The sequence below is a fragment of the Mesorhizobium sp. C416B genome, from assembly GCF_030323165.1.
Lineage (GTDB): Bacteria > Pseudomonadota > Alphaproteobacteria > Rhizobiales > Rhizobiaceae > Mesorhizobium.
Genome location: NZ_CP100471.1, coordinates 2,718,503 through 2,733,905 on the forward strand (window position 1 = coordinate 2,718,503; position 15,403 = coordinate 2,733,905).

11 protein-coding genes, 8 pseudogenes and 1 riboswitch are annotated in these 15,403 nt (G+C 59.9%); all 19 genes and pseudogenes read right to left on the reverse strand.

What is annotated here, in order from left to right:
* Positions 1-112: 112 nt before the first annotated feature.
* The 19 genes and pseudogenes from NLY43_RS32530 to nifN all read right to left on the reverse strand — a co-directional run bounded on the left by NLY43_RS32530 (position 113) and on the right by nifN (position 15,400).
* Positions 113-377 (reverse strand): annotated as a pseudogene (locus tag NLY43_RS32530) (hypothetical protein).
* Positions 334-597, reverse strand: coding sequence for a hypothetical protein (locus NLY43_RS32535; RefSeq protein ID WP_353621248.1), 264 nt, complete (start codon positions 595-597; stop codon positions 334-336). The pseudogene NLY43_RS32530 and the gene NLY43_RS32535 overlap by 44 nt, the downstream one beginning before the upstream one ends.
* A 121-nt stretch (positions 598-718) precedes the next feature.
* A pseudogene (locus NLY43_RS13365) lies at positions 719-1,968 on the reverse strand (D-amino acid dehydrogenase).
* 52 nt (positions 1,969-2,020) lie between these two features.
* Positions 2,021-2,107, reverse strand: a riboswitch (glycine riboswitch).
* A complete protein-coding gene (locus NLY43_RS13370) occupies positions 2,097-2,489 on the reverse strand; it encodes an ectoine synthase (RefSeq protein WP_023713040.1) in 393 nt (130 codons plus the stop codon). It overlaps the preceding riboswitch by 11 nt.
* Positions 2,490-2,499: 10 nt before the next feature.
* A complete protein-coding gene (ectB, locus tag NLY43_RS13375; protein WP_023716404.1) occupies positions 2,500-4,401 on the reverse strand; it encodes a diaminobutyrate--2-oxoglutarate transaminase in 1,902 nt (633 codons plus the stop codon).
* Positions 4,402-5,474: 1,073 nt separating this feature from the next.
* Positions 5,475-5,685, reverse strand: a pseudogene (locus tag NLY43_RS13385) (1-aminocyclopropane-1-carboxylate deaminase); the annotation flags it as partial.
* Between the two features lie 101 nt (positions 5,686-5,786).
* A complete protein-coding gene (locus NLY43_RS13390) occupies positions 5,787-6,110 on the reverse strand; it encodes an exopolysaccharide production repressor protein (protein WP_023713037.1) in 324 nt (107 codons plus the stop codon).
* 29 nt (positions 6,111-6,139) lie between these two features.
* On the reverse strand, positions 6,140-6,457 hold the full coding sequence (fdxB, locus tag NLY43_RS13395; protein ID WP_023713036.1) for a ferredoxin III, nif-specific: 318 nt from the start codon (positions 6,455-6,457) through the stop codon (positions 6,140-6,142).
* Between the two features lie 105 nt (positions 6,458-6,562).
* Positions 6,563-6,655: pseudogene (locus tag NLY43_RS32540) on the reverse strand (CCE_0567 family metalloprotein); the annotation flags it as partial.
* 24 nt (positions 6,656-6,679) lie between these two features.
* A pseudogene (locus NLY43_RS13400) lies at positions 6,680-7,127 on the reverse strand (NifX-associated nitrogen fixation protein); the annotation flags it as partial.
* Between the two features lie 207 nt (positions 7,128-7,334).
* A complete protein-coding gene (locus tag NLY43_RS32545) occupies positions 7,335-8,009 on the reverse strand; it encodes a hypothetical protein (protein ID WP_353621255.1) in 675 nt (224 codons plus the stop codon).
* 278 nt (positions 8,010-8,287) lie between these two features.
* Positions 8,288-8,491, reverse strand: a pseudogene (locus tag NLY43_RS32550) (thioredoxin domain-containing protein); the annotation flags it as partial.
* 1,658 nt (positions 8,492-10,149) lie between these two features.
* Positions 10,150-10,596: a hypothetical protein gene (locus NLY43_RS13410; protein ID WP_023723595.1), complete on the reverse strand. Its 447-nt coding sequence runs from the start codon at positions 10,594-10,596 to the stop codon at positions 10,150-10,152.
* A gap of 278 nt (positions 10,597-10,874) precedes the next feature.
* Positions 10,875-11,078 (reverse strand): annotated as a pseudogene (locus tag NLY43_RS13415) (thioredoxin domain-containing protein); the annotation flags it as partial.
* A 193-nt stretch (positions 11,079-11,271) separates the two neighbouring features.
* Positions 11,272-12,153 (reverse strand): universal stress protein, encoded by an 882-nt coding sequence (locus tag NLY43_RS13420; RefSeq protein ID WP_023712809.1) that lies wholly within the window; start codon positions 12,151-12,153, stop codon positions 11,272-11,274.
* A gap of 98 nt (positions 12,154-12,251) precedes the next feature.
* Positions 12,252-13,031 carry a response regulator transcription factor gene (locus tag NLY43_RS13425; protein WP_023712808.1) on the reverse strand — a complete coding sequence of 260 codons (780 nt, stop codon included), beginning with the start codon at positions 13,029-13,031 and terminating at the stop codon, positions 12,252-12,254.
* A 27-nt stretch (positions 13,032-13,058) separates the two neighbouring features.
* Positions 13,059-13,538 carry a NifX-associated nitrogen fixation protein gene (locus tag NLY43_RS13430; RefSeq protein WP_023713585.1) on the reverse strand — a complete coding sequence of 160 codons (480 nt, stop codon included), beginning with the start codon at positions 13,536-13,538 and terminating at the stop codon, positions 13,059-13,061.
* 17 nt (positions 13,539-13,555) lie between these two features.
* Positions 13,556-14,053, reverse strand: a complete 498-nt coding sequence (nifX, locus tag NLY43_RS13435) for a nitrogen fixation protein NifX (RefSeq protein ID WP_023715670.1) — start codon at positions 14,051-14,053, stop codon at positions 13,556-13,558.
* Positions 14,019-15,400: pseudogene (gene nifN / locus NLY43_RS13440) on the reverse strand (nitrogenase iron-molybdenum cofactor biosynthesis protein NifN). The gene nifX and the pseudogene nifN overlap by 35 nt, the downstream one beginning before the upstream one ends.
* Positions 15,401-15,403 lie beyond the last annotated feature (3 nt).

The window sequence follows — 15,403 nt, forward strand, 5'->3', positions numbered from 1 at the left end:
TCGCCCGTCATCAGGCCGAGCCAGTTGCGATAGAACGCGGCCTTGTCCTCGGCGTCCACAGCCCGAACCGAATCCTCGCAATCTATGATCGCGGAGATCGCCGATTCCCGACTTACGTCGGAGATATCGGCGACATCGGCCTTGCCGATAGGCGAGGTCGGGTCATGACGATCTCAATATGGATTGGGTTGTTCTTCAGCAGGAAATGCCTCGGCGTGTCCGCCTCGCCCAGATAGCCGGCGAACTGCTCCGGCTTCTTCAGCTTCACCGCCTTGCCATCGACTGTCGTCAGCGCCAGCGCGCCCTCCGCAGCGCGATCTCCAGCTAGCGCCGCTAAGCGGAACGCTCTCGTCGAGGAATTTGCGCGCCCAGGCGATCTATCTCTGGACCGACGTTTGTCGTCGAAACGCGGAAGTCTGGCCCTTCCGGCACCAGATAGCCGATCTCCGCCAGAAAGTCCCTATACTTCGCCAAATCCGCCGGCGGGCCGTTTCGGCGATGCCAGTGGTCGATCTTCTCCTGGATCTCGTCGCGGAATGCCAGCAGCTCCCGGTTGTGGGGCTGAGATCGTGCACGATCGACGAGAAAGACGTCCAGAAGGCTGAATTGCCGGTGCCCGTGCCCGGTAGCGCCTCGTCACGCAAGAAGTCGTGCAACTCCCGAGCGATCTTCTCCGGCAATCTAGACGCGGGCAACGTTTAGCTGCTGGTTGTCCACCTCATCCCCCATAGGCCACCAGACGATTGTCGACAGGAAGATCTTTTGCGACGGCCTCAGCCAACATGGCTGATGTCGCAGCAGACAGTGTCCAGCCAAGGTGCCCGTGGCCGGTGTTATAGTAAACGCCCGGCGCCTTCCCTTTGCCGACACGCGGCATCATGTTCGGCATCATAGGACGGAGGCCAGCCCATGGCACAACGCGGTTCGTGTTGACGCCCGGGAAGAGTTGGCGCGTCCAGTCTACCAGAGGTCTTATCCGGTCATCCCTTATGTCCCGGTTCTGGCCGTTGAACTCTGCGGTGCCGGCCACTCGGAAGCGCGCTTCCCCAAGCCGGCTGGTCACGATTTTGGCCCGGTCGTCGAGGATGCTCACCCATGGAGCGGCTTCCCGCGCCGCATTGTCCTCCAGGTGGACCGTGACCGAGTAGCCCTTGACAGGATAGATGTTGAGGCGATCGCCCAGCATCGCCGCGAAGTCACGGCTGTTCGAGCCCGCACATACGACGATCGCGTCGGCCTCGATAACCTGCGCCGTGGCAGCTTGGCTCGAGTATGCCAGCCGGAAGCGGCCGCGTCGCTCAATCTTTGTCACCGACGCGTCGCAGAACAAACTTCCACCACGACGTTGGCATGCGCGGGCCAAGCCGGTGGTATACTTGTGGATGTCACCTGTTGAGTCCGAAGGTGTGTAGAACCCACCATAGAAAGCGCCCTTCAAGGCCGGCTCAATGGACGAGATCTCGCCAGCCGTGACCGGCCACCTGTCAAGGCCTCCTTCGACGAGGAGTTGATTGACTTTCGTGCCGTGGTCGAAGCCCGCCTTGTCCCAATAGACATGAAGAATCCCCCGACAAACGTGGTCGAAACCGATGCCCTCACGCACAGCGATGTCAAACATGTGCCTGCGCGCCGCGATAGCCACACGAGTGGTGCCAACAGTATTCTCACGGTACTTCGCGATTTGGGAAGAAATTCCGCAAGCCAGCTGTACTTGTGCCATGTCGGCGCCAGGTTCAGGAGGAGTGGCGCGTCGCGCCTTGTCATCCACTTGATGCCCTTTAAGATCGTCGACCAGTGGTTCCAGACTTCCGCATTGCTCGCCGAGAGCTGGCCGCCGTTTGCAAATGAGGTCTCCATTGCGGCATACCGCTGACGCTCTAGCACGGTTACGTCATAGCCGTGTTCCAAAAGGGCATAGGCTGTCGACACGCCGGTAATGCCGGCACCAATCACAGCAACCTTGGGCATTTCGCTCTCCAGACAGGTCAATGGGTTTGGGCCAGTCGACCCGCGGCTCTTCCCCAAATCTGTCACTGTACCTGAGAGCTTAACCGGGTGGCCCGGCTTTCCCCTTCGGTGGACGCTCCTGGGCGACATCAAATCGCCTCGGAGTCCAGAGGATAGGCGCCTGTCTCATCATGCACCTCGCGGCCGGTCAACGGAGGGTTGAAGACGCAGGCTAGGACCAATTCCGTCTCGGCACACAGCAGGTGAGCATCATGCTTGTCGAGCGCGTAAATGATGCCCGGTCGCACGACATGGACCTCCTCTGCCTGCAAATCCTCGATAGCGCCCGTTCCTGAGATGCAGTAGACCGCCTCAAGGTGGTTCAGATAGTGCATCTTGAGCCGGGCGCCCGAATGGATCGTGGTGATATGGAAGGAGAAGCCCATCCCATCGTTCTTGAGGAGCAACCGCACGCTTTCCCAGCTCGTCGTCTGGACCCGCCGGGCTGTCAGTTTCTCTTCATTGAAATCCCTGATGATCATGGGTCACCTCTCAAGCCGCCGTGTTCACTTTGCCGTCAATTACGCTATCGATAGCGCCCTCGAGGATGTCGAGGCCTTGGCTAAGCTGATCCTCCCCAATGACGAGGGGTGGCAGACACTTCACGACCTCGTCTTTGGGACCAGAGGTCTCGACAATGAGGCCCCTCTGGAAGGCGGTTCTGATGACCTGGCCCGCAACCTCGCCAGACTTGAGATCGATGCCCCGCATCATGCCACGACCCTTGGCTGACACTCGGCTTGGGTCGTACTTCAGCGCGATCTGATCAAGGCGACTCTTCAGCAGGTTGCTTTTATGGCTGACGGACGCTGCCAAGCTGTCCGTTCGCCAGAAGTGCTTCAGGGCTGCGCGCGCGGTGATGAAAGCATGGCAGTTGCCGCGGAACGTTCCGTTGTGCTCTCCGGGCTCCCACCTGTCGAGTTGTCGATCAATAAGGACGAGGGCCATAGGCAGGCCATAGCCCGATATAGATTTGGCCATTGTGACGATGTCCGGACGGAGCCCCGCTGCTTCGAAGCTGAAGAACGCATCGGTCCGGCCAACACCGGCCTGGATGTCGTCTACGATCAGCAGAGTTCCGTGTTTGCGCGCAATGGCTGCCATCTTGCGCAGCCACTCCGTGCCGGCGACATTCAAGCCGCCTTCGCCCTGAACAGTCTCGAGAATCACCGCCGCCGGGGCGTCCACGCCGCTAGAGGGATCCGAGAGTAGCTGATCAAGGTAATCGGCAGTGTCTACAGCGGATCCGAGATAGCCGTCGTAGGGTAGCCGTGTGACGCCACCGAGCTGCTGGCCGGCGGCTGCGCGGTGATATCGGTTGCCGGTGCAGGAAAGAGCGCCAAGGCTCGCGCCATGAAAGCCATTGGTGAAGGCTATGATGTTGGGCCGACCAGTGATATTGCGTGCTAACTTGAGAGCAGCCTCAACCGCATTAGCACCGGTCGGACCGGGAAACTGCACGACGTAGTCTAGTTGTTGCGGCCTAAGGATCGTCTCGTGGAATTCTCGCAGAAAAGACTCCTTGGCTTCGTTATACAGATCGAGGCCATGGGTGATGCCGTCACACGCTATGTAGTCTGCGAGCGCGGACTTCAGCTCAGGGGGGTTATGCCCATAATTTAGACTTGAGCAGCCCATGAGAAAGTCGAGATAGGCTGTCCCATCTCGCGCAAACAGCTGAGCCCCTCGTGCCCTCGCGAAAACAACGGGAAAGCTGCGGGCGTAGCTGCGAACTTCGGACTCGAGATGGTTGAAGATCGCGAGTTCCTCATCTCCATCTGGTGTGCTTCGATCAGTCATCGTTGCCTCCATATTTAGATATTGGCTAGGCAGACCGGCGGGAATGCCGGCAGGGCAGATGGAGCGTCCAATGGGGCCGATGGCTATCGTGTGCTCGCTCTCATGCTGTCCCTTAAAATGGAAGTCTCGGTCGAAGCACAGAGCCTGCCGGATTGGCGCGCGCAGATCCCGCGCCACACCTGCGAAGAGCAACTTGGACGCCCGGTTGCTGAGCGTCACCGTGGCCTTGATGTGCGTCACGCTCTCGCAAGATGGCCTGTTGAGGGCTGAGATGATCATGCCCTTGCCCACCCCGGTGCTGCGTTTCTCAGGATGCACGGCAATCTGCCAAATGAAGAGCGTCGAGGGCTCGCTCGGCCGCCGATAAGCCGACATCCACCCAACCACCGCCCCGGCACGCTCAGCGAGCACGCAGGTGTCGGCGAAATCGGTGCAGAGCAGGAGCTCGCAGTACAGCGAGTTGCGGTCCAGTGGCGGGCACTTCGCAATGAGGTCCCATACGACTGCTGCATCAATCTCGGTCGGGCTGCGGAATGTCACTCGCGGCAACGGAACGTTGCGTGGCAACGAGAAGCTTTGGCTATCACTGACCATTCGAACCCCCCGCGAACACCAGTGTCGCCTCGAGTCGCGGTTCGCGAAGAAGACTCCTCAAAAGTTATGCCAGCTGCGCCGAGGAAGGCTTAAAATATTTTTCTGAGTTTGTTCAATGACTTGACCCTGACTGCAGCAGGCAGACAGGCCCAAAGCAATGTGTCGCGGATTCGACAAACACGACAGTCGGTCCCGGTCAGGAATGGCGAGGGTTTAACAACTAGGCTGGTAGCGGATCGTCTTGCCGATCGGCGCTTACGACTCAGCAGGCCCGCCGCTCCGATAGCCCCATCGTAGCATGCAGATGCGCGACACATTGGCGCTTGGCGACGGGTCCTACCATGAATGGGGGGCGTAGCGCGACGATCTAGACTAGTTGCATGCAAATGACGTTGGTATCGCAGGTTCAAGTTGGCAGGCTGGTGCACTCCGCGCCGCACCCAAAAGAGTTGGTGAGATCCACTATTTCGTGGGAAAATCATCCGTTCCACGGCCAGGCAGATCCTCTTCGAGCTGGTGAAGGTTGAAAGGGAGCCAATGAGTCGATCGGGGGCGCAATCGTTCCAGAACTTCATCGAATACTTCGCTGTTACGCGTCCCCTCACCCCGCGCGCTCCGACCTCTCCTTGCCTGCGCCCGGAGGTTGTCCCCAATGACGCTACCGCGGGGAGCGTACATTCTGGTATACGTAGGAGAGCTTAAGCGATCCGCCCGGGCACCGTTGCAAGATCTTCAGCCGCCGCGGCGCCGCTCAACTCGGCGACTATATCGCCCGCACATGTTCCAATGTCATGGCTCGAAAGTCCATGTTGATCGAGCCTATCGCAAGGTTCGTTGGCGCATCAAAGCGGGGTTGCCTGCTCCGACTCGACCGAACTGATGCCGCAGCACTTGTGCGCCAGATGCGTCTTCGATCTGCGCAGGGCTCCTGGACAAGCCCGTCAACTCGTTGAAGCCAAATGATGACGAAACCTGCGACGTTGCTCGACCACAAGGACCAGATGAGCATGGCTTTGGGTGTCCAGGTGCGGGTCCCTTTTGTGCGAGCACCGCCTTATTGAGTACGTGTTCGGCACCCCATGGGCAGCGGCGGTCGCGGCGACCATCCGCGTGTAGTTGGACTGCACGCCGCCGACGGAGACAAGCGTATCAGCATTTGACGCGATCGCGTCGGGGATGATGTATTCGAGCTTGCGGAGCTTGTTTCCGCCGAACGCGAGACCGAGTTGCAGTCCTAGCGTTTGGCGTAGATTTCCACCTTGCCCGCAGATGCTTGGAGAGGCGTCACCATCGACTTCTCGAGCATAGTATTCCTTCTAATATCTGCTCATTGTTGATGGTCGGTCCAAAGTGGCGCTGTCCTGCACTGACCTTGTCATGGGGCCTCAAGGCAGCAGCAGCGATATGGCCAGCATTTGATCGCGCTGGAGCAAATCTGCGGATTCATTCGTCACCTCATCAAGGTCTGGCGGCTCGGATCGAACTTCCTTGCAACTGCCGAAATGCTCAGCCCTTTGGCCAACTGGACTAACGGAGCCAGACCGCCAGATCATAAAGAGCACGCTTGCGAAATACGCCAGCTGAAGGAGCATCGAACAAGCCAGCGTCGTGACGACTACTGTGCCGAAGGAATGAGAAGCGAAGTAGACAGTCAGTGCGGTGCTGCACAGCACCAGCCCGAGGACGCGACAAAACATTCTAAAGGGCAACGCCGTTCTCCTGGTTTTGTCTCCTCAGTTCACGCTGCGACCTGGTCGGCCGCAACATGGGTCTGGCAGTTCTTCGGGCAGACGCGGGCGCAGGCTCCACAGCCAATGCAGCGGCCGGCATGATCGACGACCATGATCATGCGATTGAGCTCACCGTCGAAATCATCGTCTTCGCCGTCGCAGGCGCCGAGGATTTCACCCGCGTCATCGACGCCGTAAAGATGCATGACCTCGCGCGAGCAGACTTTGAAACAGCGGCCGCAGCCGATGCAGGTCGTGCCGTCTATAGCGGTGAGATATTCCGGCACCCATCCAGAGCCGTCGCGGGTGGTAAATGTGCTCGTCATCGTAACTTCTTCATCGCAGCGAACTCTCTCTTGGCACCATCCAACTCGGCAAGCCGCCGACGTTTCCTCGGCAACTTCCACTATCTCCGTCCATTTTCCCGGGAAATTCTCTGCACGGTCGCGCAAATTCATCTTGGCAATTGCCGCGCGCAGCTGAAGCTTTCGGACTTTCTTCCCCATCTCATCTAGCTTTGACATAATCCTTCCTCGAAATCGGTTTCTTCACGCCCGCGCCGCGTCGGGATAGGCTTCGGATGGCTGCAGTCGCATCGTCGACCAGTTTGATACCGGCCTCGCGAGCTTCCTGAACGTCGCGAAGCCGAACCGGTAGATGTCTCCGACAGAGCGACCAACCGCCCGGCCGTGAAACGCAATCGTCCGAAGCCCCCATGGGTTTCATCTTTGTCATAGGCGATGTCATCAGGCCGAAGCGCTCCTCGATCGCGAGCCCGACGGCGGTGTGATGTCGAGCCTCCACAGCACGTCCGGCTCGGGATTGCCGATGACCGGCATCGCACGGCGCTGTTTCCTGGTGACGATGAAGTCGGCCAGCAGTTCGGCGTCCGATTTGCTTTCCCACGAGCCAGTAGGAGTCTTGAGCACGGTTCAGCCGCACGAGGCATCTGACGAACGGTGTGGCAAGGGCCGCCTCGTCCTCGTTGACGGCAGGCTAATTGCGGTGTCAGACATTTCGCCTTGTCCTCATTTCAGTCCTCTTCCTCGAAGCACGATGTCTGTTTTCGGGGACGCCTGCTTCGGGCACACTTGCCCAGCGGACGTCCGGCTTGGCCGGGCTGATTCCACGCAAGATGCCCCTCTGGCCGACCTTGAACACGTCCTTGACTGCGCAGTCTTCCACGCCAATTCGCGCGGAACATCACCTCCGCCGCAAGGCGGCCGCAGGCCATGCAGATTCGAGCCTCGATCCTGCTGCAAGCGATCGACCAAGTGCTGCATGGACCCTCGTTGCTGTGGTCACGCCAGCGAAACGGAGGAATTGGCCAGTAAACCCGACCATCACCCCTTTTTGTCTTCTCCTCGTCCGGCCCCGCTTTGGCACCTTCGGGATGCGGAACCGCACAGTGAGCGCCGTAACAAACCTTCTCACCCTTGTAGTTGGCCAGAACCTGCAGAAATGCCGTAGAAGGTTCTGTTTCCGTTCGTCCGGGATGGGCTCCGGACCATCCAGCGACTTAATTGCCAGCTCGACCAACTCGATCGCGCGACCTTTGTTGCTGTTCTCGTGGTAGTACCGAGCGATCGCCGGATAAGACCGTAACTTAGGGCCGTCACCTTGCGGGGGATTCAGTGCCAGGATGTGTTCGGACAGCTCTTTGCCCATCGCGAAGCGCTCAGCAGCCGGAAAGGGCGAATGGTCATTGGTCGGATGGAAGAGTTGGCCTAGCGCCATGACCATCCAGTCCTCGGAGTTTCTGTCGATCGCGTCGCGAACCAGTTGATGCATGAGGGGCAAACCGGTCCACATGTCGCGCATTCTGTGAAGCAACAGATGCGCATGCGACACGCAGAAACCGAAGTTGTCCGGCAACAAGGCAATGCCCTCTCCGATCGCCGAGAGCGCCGTCTTCCAACCTCTGCGTCCACCGCCCGCCCAAATCTGTCATTGATCGGCTTCTTCAACGCTTGTTCGCGCGCTATGGGTTCGCTTTTGGCAATCCGCTCCTTATCGGCGGCTTTCGCTTCATCGCTGGTGCGCCAGCTGCCGTTAAGGACTTTTGGCAAAACCTCATCGAATTGCCTCGGCTCGCCGATAAAGGCGATGTGGCCGTCTCGGTCGACCACGAACGAGGTCGGTATCCCAAGAGAAAAGCTGGGTTCCATCCAAAGCTTGTCCATTTCGCCTGTGGAGTTGAACGCGATCCGAAAGTTCAGATTCAAGCACTTTTCGGTCAACCACGCGTCCAATCTGGTTTGGGCCTCGACGGCCGTTGGAGAATGTTCATCGGCGGCGACTCCGACGACCTCAAGCCCGCTGTCCTTGTATTTCTCCTGGAGCTGCACCAGAAGGGACATCGTCGCCAGACATGGTCCGCACCAAGTTCCCAAAATCGACGATATACACTTTGCCGGGCTGGAAGTTCGTGAGGGGCTCGCCACGCAGCCAGTCCTCCACTTGGATCGAAGAAGCCGGTGACTCCATCTGCAATGTCATGTTGTTCTCCAAAGCTATCGCCAAAGGCTGCGCGACTTTATGCGCGAGCTTGTTTCCCCCCTCTGGGAGGGGCACACGGGTTCAAGCAAAGGAGAGTCACGCGCGTCTGCGTGCAGCCAGCCTTCACTCGGTGTTGCCGAATCACACTTCGCAAAGGCCGTGCCAGCGCGCTCAGCGGGCAGTAAGCGCATTAATGGCTTAGAAAAGCTCCAATCCAAGATGGCCGTTTGTATTGAAGTCGACATGTTTTCCTGCCGCTGTCCGGTGTTGGACATGCCCTTGGCGCTTCGGGCCGGCACGAAAGCCTGGCCACGGACAACTCCACATGTATTCGGGCCGAGGGACCGAGCAGATGGACATCATGACTGCGTTGGCTGCCGCCAGGCCCGTCATCATCGTCCGCTTCACGCCACCGGCCTGAGCGTCTTGCCGTTCCGGCCCTCAGGCGGCGGATCTCGCCATTTGCGATTGCAAAGGGCTGCTCCATCCGAGCGCGGCATGTGCTCCCTCGCCCGCCTTGCGATTGAACTGGCTGGCGACACGGAATTTTACGAATAAGCCGGTCCAGCTTCGGCTCGCCAATACCGCCATCAGGATGAGTGCCGGCATGTGCGGCTGGTGAGCTCTCCAGGGTTCCTGCTTTCTGCCTATATTTTCTGTGTTCCCTGTGCTCAGGCGCTAAAGGGACCGCCTGGTGCGAATGCGAGCGTTGTCGGAATTTGACCAGCCTCAAGGGCCGCTCGGTCGCCAGGCGGTGGGCCGGGCAGACTTAAAACGCCGAAGATGCGGCCGCCATCGCCGCTGACCCGGCTACCACCCCAGGCGATGACAAGGAGATTGATGCCATCGTTCGCGCCGAGGCCGCCAAGAGCCCGACCGCCCGACTCGAAGGTCAGCGCCTTGGCCGCTGCACCGTCGTTGCCGTGTTCAGCTCCCGGCCAGTGGTCAGGGACATCGTGATAACGCCAATACGATGCGGCTACGGCCCGAACGCGGCCTGCAGCGCTGAACGACTCTCTTTCTCGACCTGACGCCGACCCGAGTTTCGGTGTTTGAGCGCATTGAGGACGCCGGGGCAGGCCGTTGGTCTGCGCGTTACGGATTGGCTCGGCGAGCGAGACCCCGACCGCGCGTTAGAGGCGCCGGGGAACGTCTTCGCGACGGCGCTTGCAAGTTGCTCGAGGAGCTTCGCGAAACCTGCTCGTTTGCCTCGACCTTTCTCCGACTTCGCATCACGGTCAGTGACTAGGGAGTAGAGCCTCGAACAGCATCGGTGCTACTTCAGAACCCGTCAGCGAGCCAAAAACAGCGGCAATGGCGGCTTGCCAACTATCCATCTCGTCACGCCACCGAAGGGCCGCTCGCGCAGCCGGCGGCTGCCATAGGCACCCCATGACAATCATGTCGGCAGACGTGTCGATTGCGTGCTGCTTAACCTTTTTATCTTTCCTCCTCGTCCGGCCCCGCTTTGGCACCTTCGGGATGCGGAACCGCACAGTGAGCGCCGTAACAAACCTTCTCACCCTTGTAGTTGGCCAGAACCTGCAGAAATGCCGTAGAAGGTTCTGTTTCCGTTCGTCCGGGATGGGCTCCGGATCATCAGCGACTTAATTGCCAGCTCGACCAACTCGATCGCGCGACCTTTGTTGCTGTTCTCGTGGTAGTACCGAGCGATCGCCGGATAAGACCGTAACTTAGGGCCGTCACCTTGCGGGGGATTCAGTGCCAGGATGTGTTCGGACAGCTCTTTGCCCATCGCGAAGCGCTCAGCAGCCGGAAAGGGCGAATGGTCATTGGTCGGATGGAAGAGTTGGCCTAGCGCCATGACCATCCAGTCCTCGGAGTTTCTGTCGATCGCGTCGCGAACCAGTTGATGCATGAGGGGCAAACCGGTCCACATGTCGCGCATTCTGTGAAGCAACAGATGCGCATGCGACACGCAGAAACCGAAGTTGTCCGGCAACAAGGCAATGCCCTCTCCGATCGCCGAGAGCGCCGTCTTCCAACCTCTGCGTCCACCGCCCGCCCAAATCTGTCATTGATCGGCTTCTTCAACGCTTGTTCGCGCGCTATGGGTTCGCTTTTGGCAATCCGCTCCTTATCGGCGGCTTTCGCTTCATCGCTGGTGCGCCAGCTGCCGTTAAGGACTTTTGGCAAAACCTCATCGAATTGCCTCGGCTCGCCGATAAAGGCGATGTGGCCGTCTCGGTCGACCACGAACGAGGTCGGTATCCCAAGAGAAAAGCTGGGTTCCATCCAAAGCTTGTCGATTTCGCCTGTGGAGTTGAACGCGATCCGAAAGTTCAGATTCAAGCACTTTTCGGTCAACCACGCGTCCAATCTGGTTTGGGCCTCGACGGCCGTTGGAGAATGTTCATCGGCGGCGACTCCGACGACCTCAAGCCCGCTGTCCTTGTATTTCTCCTGGAGCTGCACCAGAAGGGACATCGTCGCCAGACATGGTCCGCACCAAGTTCCCAAAATCGACGATATACACTTTGCCGGGCTGGAAGTTCGTGAGGGGCTCGCCACGCAGCCAGTCCTCCACTTGGATCGAAGAAGCCGGTGACTCCATCTGCAATGTCATGTTGTTCTCCAAAGCTATCGCCAAAGGCTGCGCGACTTTATGCGCGAGCTTGTTTCAGCGAGCCAAAAACAGCGGCAATGGCGGCTTGCCAACTATCCATCTCGTCACGCCACCGAAGAGCCGCTCGGGCAGCCGGCGGCTGCCATAGGCACCCATGACAATCATGTTGGCAGAGGTGTCGATTGCGTGCTGCGCGAGCACCTTGGCCACCGGTTTGCCGCGGCTCGCCAGCCGGTCGACCCAAACCCGAGCACCGTGCCGAGTGAGATAGGCAGCGATGTCGGCTCCCGGCTCGGCGCCGTTTCCGGTGCAGGTCGCCTCCGGATCGACGACTGCGACACGAACTTCCTCAGCACCGGCTAGCAGATGCAGCGCTTCTCGAATCGAACGGGACGCCTCGACTCGCGAATCCCAGCCGACCAGCACGCGCCGTGGAGACAGAGTCGCCTCAGCGCCCTCCGGTACGACAAGCACCGGCTTTCCCGTGTCGAACAAGCTGCCGTTGATAACAAGGGGTCCGAGACTAGTCTCGTTGAGAAGTGCGGGGCCGACGATTGTCAGGTCGGTGCAGAGCGCCCGCTGTCGCACCGCGTCACCGACGCCAGCCTTGTCGCAGTGTTCGGTGTCGACATCATAGCAGCGCCACGTGGCTCTCAGCACTTTGTGAATTTCCCTCGATGTCTTTTCCAGGTTGGCCATGTCCTGTGAAAATTCCCGTGCGGCAATGTGGTGTGCGCGATGTGTAGACCACTCGGCGATGCCACCGCCCAACGGCAGAGGGGACCCAATAACCGGTGGCGACATCAGGAGCGGCGGAGGCGATATAATTAATACGGAAAGATACGCGCCGACCTCGGCGCACAAGCGAGCAGCTATTGCGACGTCCTGATCGGAATGGTCAGCTCCCGTCACACTGAGTATTTTCTTGAAGGCCATCTGACTGCTTCCCCCTGAGATGCCGCGCCCGTGCGCGTTTCGAACCGCAGACTTGCCTTCCAACGAAGATCGAGAGTGGCACACCGTCCGTTCGCGATTCAGTCGTCCAGCTTCTCGAGCGAGTAGCCCGCAGACCTGACAGTATGAATGACGCTACCTGGCGAGGCCGCCTTCAGCGCCTTTCTGATCCGGCTGATATGGACGTCGACAGTGCGTTCACCGACATGGATATTGTCCGGCCAGGCCGCGTCGATCAGCTCGTCTCGGCTGAAGACCTTGCCGGGAGCCTCAAGAAATTGCCGCAGCAGGTTGAATTCGAGAGGTCCGAGATGGATGTCGTGGCCATTACCTCGAACGCGGTGAGCATCGAGCTTCATCTCAAGGCTGCCGCAACAGAGCCAGCTGCCGTTTTTTATCCCGTTTGAACCCGGCTGTGGCAGCGCCAACTTCGTGCGTAGACAGTCAAGCAGCTTGGCCGGTGCGAAGGGCCGCACAAAGCTCTCGTCAACACCTGCCTTCAAGAGATCGAGGTGCTGGTTCTCGGCGCCGGGCGCGATCAACGCAATGACGGGCAGGCGGCCGGTCCGGGGCTCCCCCTTCAACCGGGCGCAGATTGTGGAGCCTGCCGCGCTTGCTGGCCCGCAGTCCAGGACTACCGCCTGGAGCTCCCGTTGATGGGCCAATGCAAGTGCTTCCTTCACGCCGCCTGCCGGCTCACTCGTGAAGCCGTCCACCCCCAGAATGTGGCTTAGGAACAGATACAACTCCGCATCTTGCGAACAGATCAGTACCACTGGCTTCATCAGCGCTACCCCAAGAACCACATCGGCCTCGACCGCCTCGATTGAGAGGGCTCGCATGTCCTCAAGGCCTGACATGATCCCCTCGATCGAAAATCGGTTCCATCACGCCCGCGCCACCTCGGGATAAGCCTCAATGGCTGCGGTGGCATCGCCGGCCAGTTGGGTACCGGCCGCCGCGAGTTTCCAGAACGTCTCGAAGCCGAACCGATGGACGTCGCGCAGGGTCTTTGACAGAACGACCAGTCGCCCGGCCGTGAAGAGCACGCGCCCGAAGCCCTCGTGGCTTATCTCAATCATCGGCGATGCCATCAGGCCGGAGCGTTCCTCAATCGCAAGCCCGACGGCGGTGTAGAACTTATCGAGCCTCCACAGCACGTCCGGATCGGGATCGCCGATGATTGGAATTGCACGGCGCTGTTCCCTGGTGATGATGAAGTCGCCCAGCAGCTCGGCGTCCGATTTGCCTTCCCATGACCCGTGGGAATCATTGGCACGGATCAGCCGCACGAGGCATTTGACGAACGGGGTGGCAAGGGCCGCCTCGTCCTCGGTGGCGGCAGGGCTAACAGCGGCTTCAAACATTTCGCCCACTCCTCATTTCAGCTTTCGTCCTCGAAGGAGGGTTTCTGTTCAGCGACACCTGCCTGCGCCAGCACCTTGCGCAGCCAAGGGGGAGGGCACGTCCTGAGCATCATCTGCGTGCGCAACAGCACCTCTTGGATGGTCTGGGGCTGCGGCACTTTGATCGGCTGGATCTTTGCGGAAACAAGTTTGGCTGCCGAAGGTCCGCCGATCGCCAGACAAAACAGGAGATGACAGCCCTTCAGCGCCTCCACCTTCGGGGTGATGCGGTCATCGCCCTCAGTTCGATGCTTCCCGCTCTCGTCGGAAACGTCATCGAAGGCCACGGCTTCCACGAGATTCCACTCCTCGCGCATCACGTCGTAGACAGCAAAGCGCCTGGCCGATCCGAAATGGGCGTTGAGGTTCTTCATGTCCTGCGTGGCGATCGCCACGCGCAATGCGCCCGCTTGGCGTTCCGGCGTCGGTACGTGAACCTCGTTAGTGACGAGCGAGAGGCGACGGACGGAGCTCATCTGGCATTTCTCGCTTACGAAGTGGATCAAGCGCCCCAGGCGTGGGCGCGCGCCGGTTGGCTTCGAAAATGTTGGCAACCTCGAAGATCAGGTCGCGGGTCCCCTGATAGAGGATTGTGAGCTTGTGCTGGGCCCCGAGCCGGTCGAAGATCGGGAAGCCGACCCGCATGAGCGGAATGCCGAGGCGCTGCGCCGCCTGGCGGCCGTGGGAATGAGTAACGAGAAGATCAGCGCCGGCGCCAAGCGCTTCCAAATCGCCAAGATCGCCGATTTGAACCGACTGCGCCGGTACTTCCTCCAGAATTTTCGACATAGCGGCCGTTGTGACCGCCGCCGCGATTTCGGAGCCCATGGCGATGAAGAAGCTCGCGAGTTGGTAGAGTTGGTCTGGTTCAGCAGCGATCGCAATTTTCTTGCCTCCAAAGTGGAAATGTCCGTCGAGCAACGCGTCCTGCAACTGCGCCCGCCGACGGCGCACCTCAGCCGGCGCCGCCTCGCCCGAAACTGCGGACAGCAGGGAGACGAACCGGTCGGCGTCCCTCAATCCGGTCAGCGACCGGAACAGCACGTAAGGCACGCCGGTCAACCTCCGCAGCAGCTCGGCCGGGCGGCGCATATGCTCACCGATGACGATACATTGCTCGGCCGTGCCAAGCTCGCGGATATCCTCGACGCTGGTGCCCCCATAGGTGGTCGTGACCCAGCGGTCGGGCACCGTACCGTCGAGCGAGCCGGAGATGTCCGGCAGAATCACCGGCTTCAGTCCAAAGCTTTCAACCATCTCACGCAAATGCTCGATGTCAGCCACAGTGAGGCTCCAGCTAGGCAGGATCACGATTTTCTTCGACTGCCGCGCCTGCTCGCCGGGCCGCGTAATCCTTTCGATCATAGCGGTGACAGCCTTGGCCCAGCCCTCTTCGATCGCGCCGTCGAAATCCGGTGTGTTGGCTAGCACCACCTCCGTACCCGCGAGTTCTTCCATGCGCTTCAGCCTGATATTGGCGACATCCCCTGCGCAGTCTTCGCCCCGGGTTTCCACCAGCGCGGTCGTGCAAACCCCGATCAGCGTTGGCTTTGTGCGGGCCTTGAGGTTGAGGATCGCCTCTTCCAGATGGTCTGCCCCCCGAGGATCGTCGCCACCTCGTCCATCGCGGTTGTCTGCAAGGGAATGGCTTCCTTGAAATGTCGCACGAAGAGCACGAGCGCGAAGCTGGTGCACCCTTGGCTGCCGTGGAACAACGGCATCGCGCCGTCGACGCCAAGAAAGGCCAAGGCGGCACCCAATGGCTGCGATGACTTCAGCGGATTGACCGCCGCCGCTTTGGTCTGGGGAAGGATGCGGACCATCGG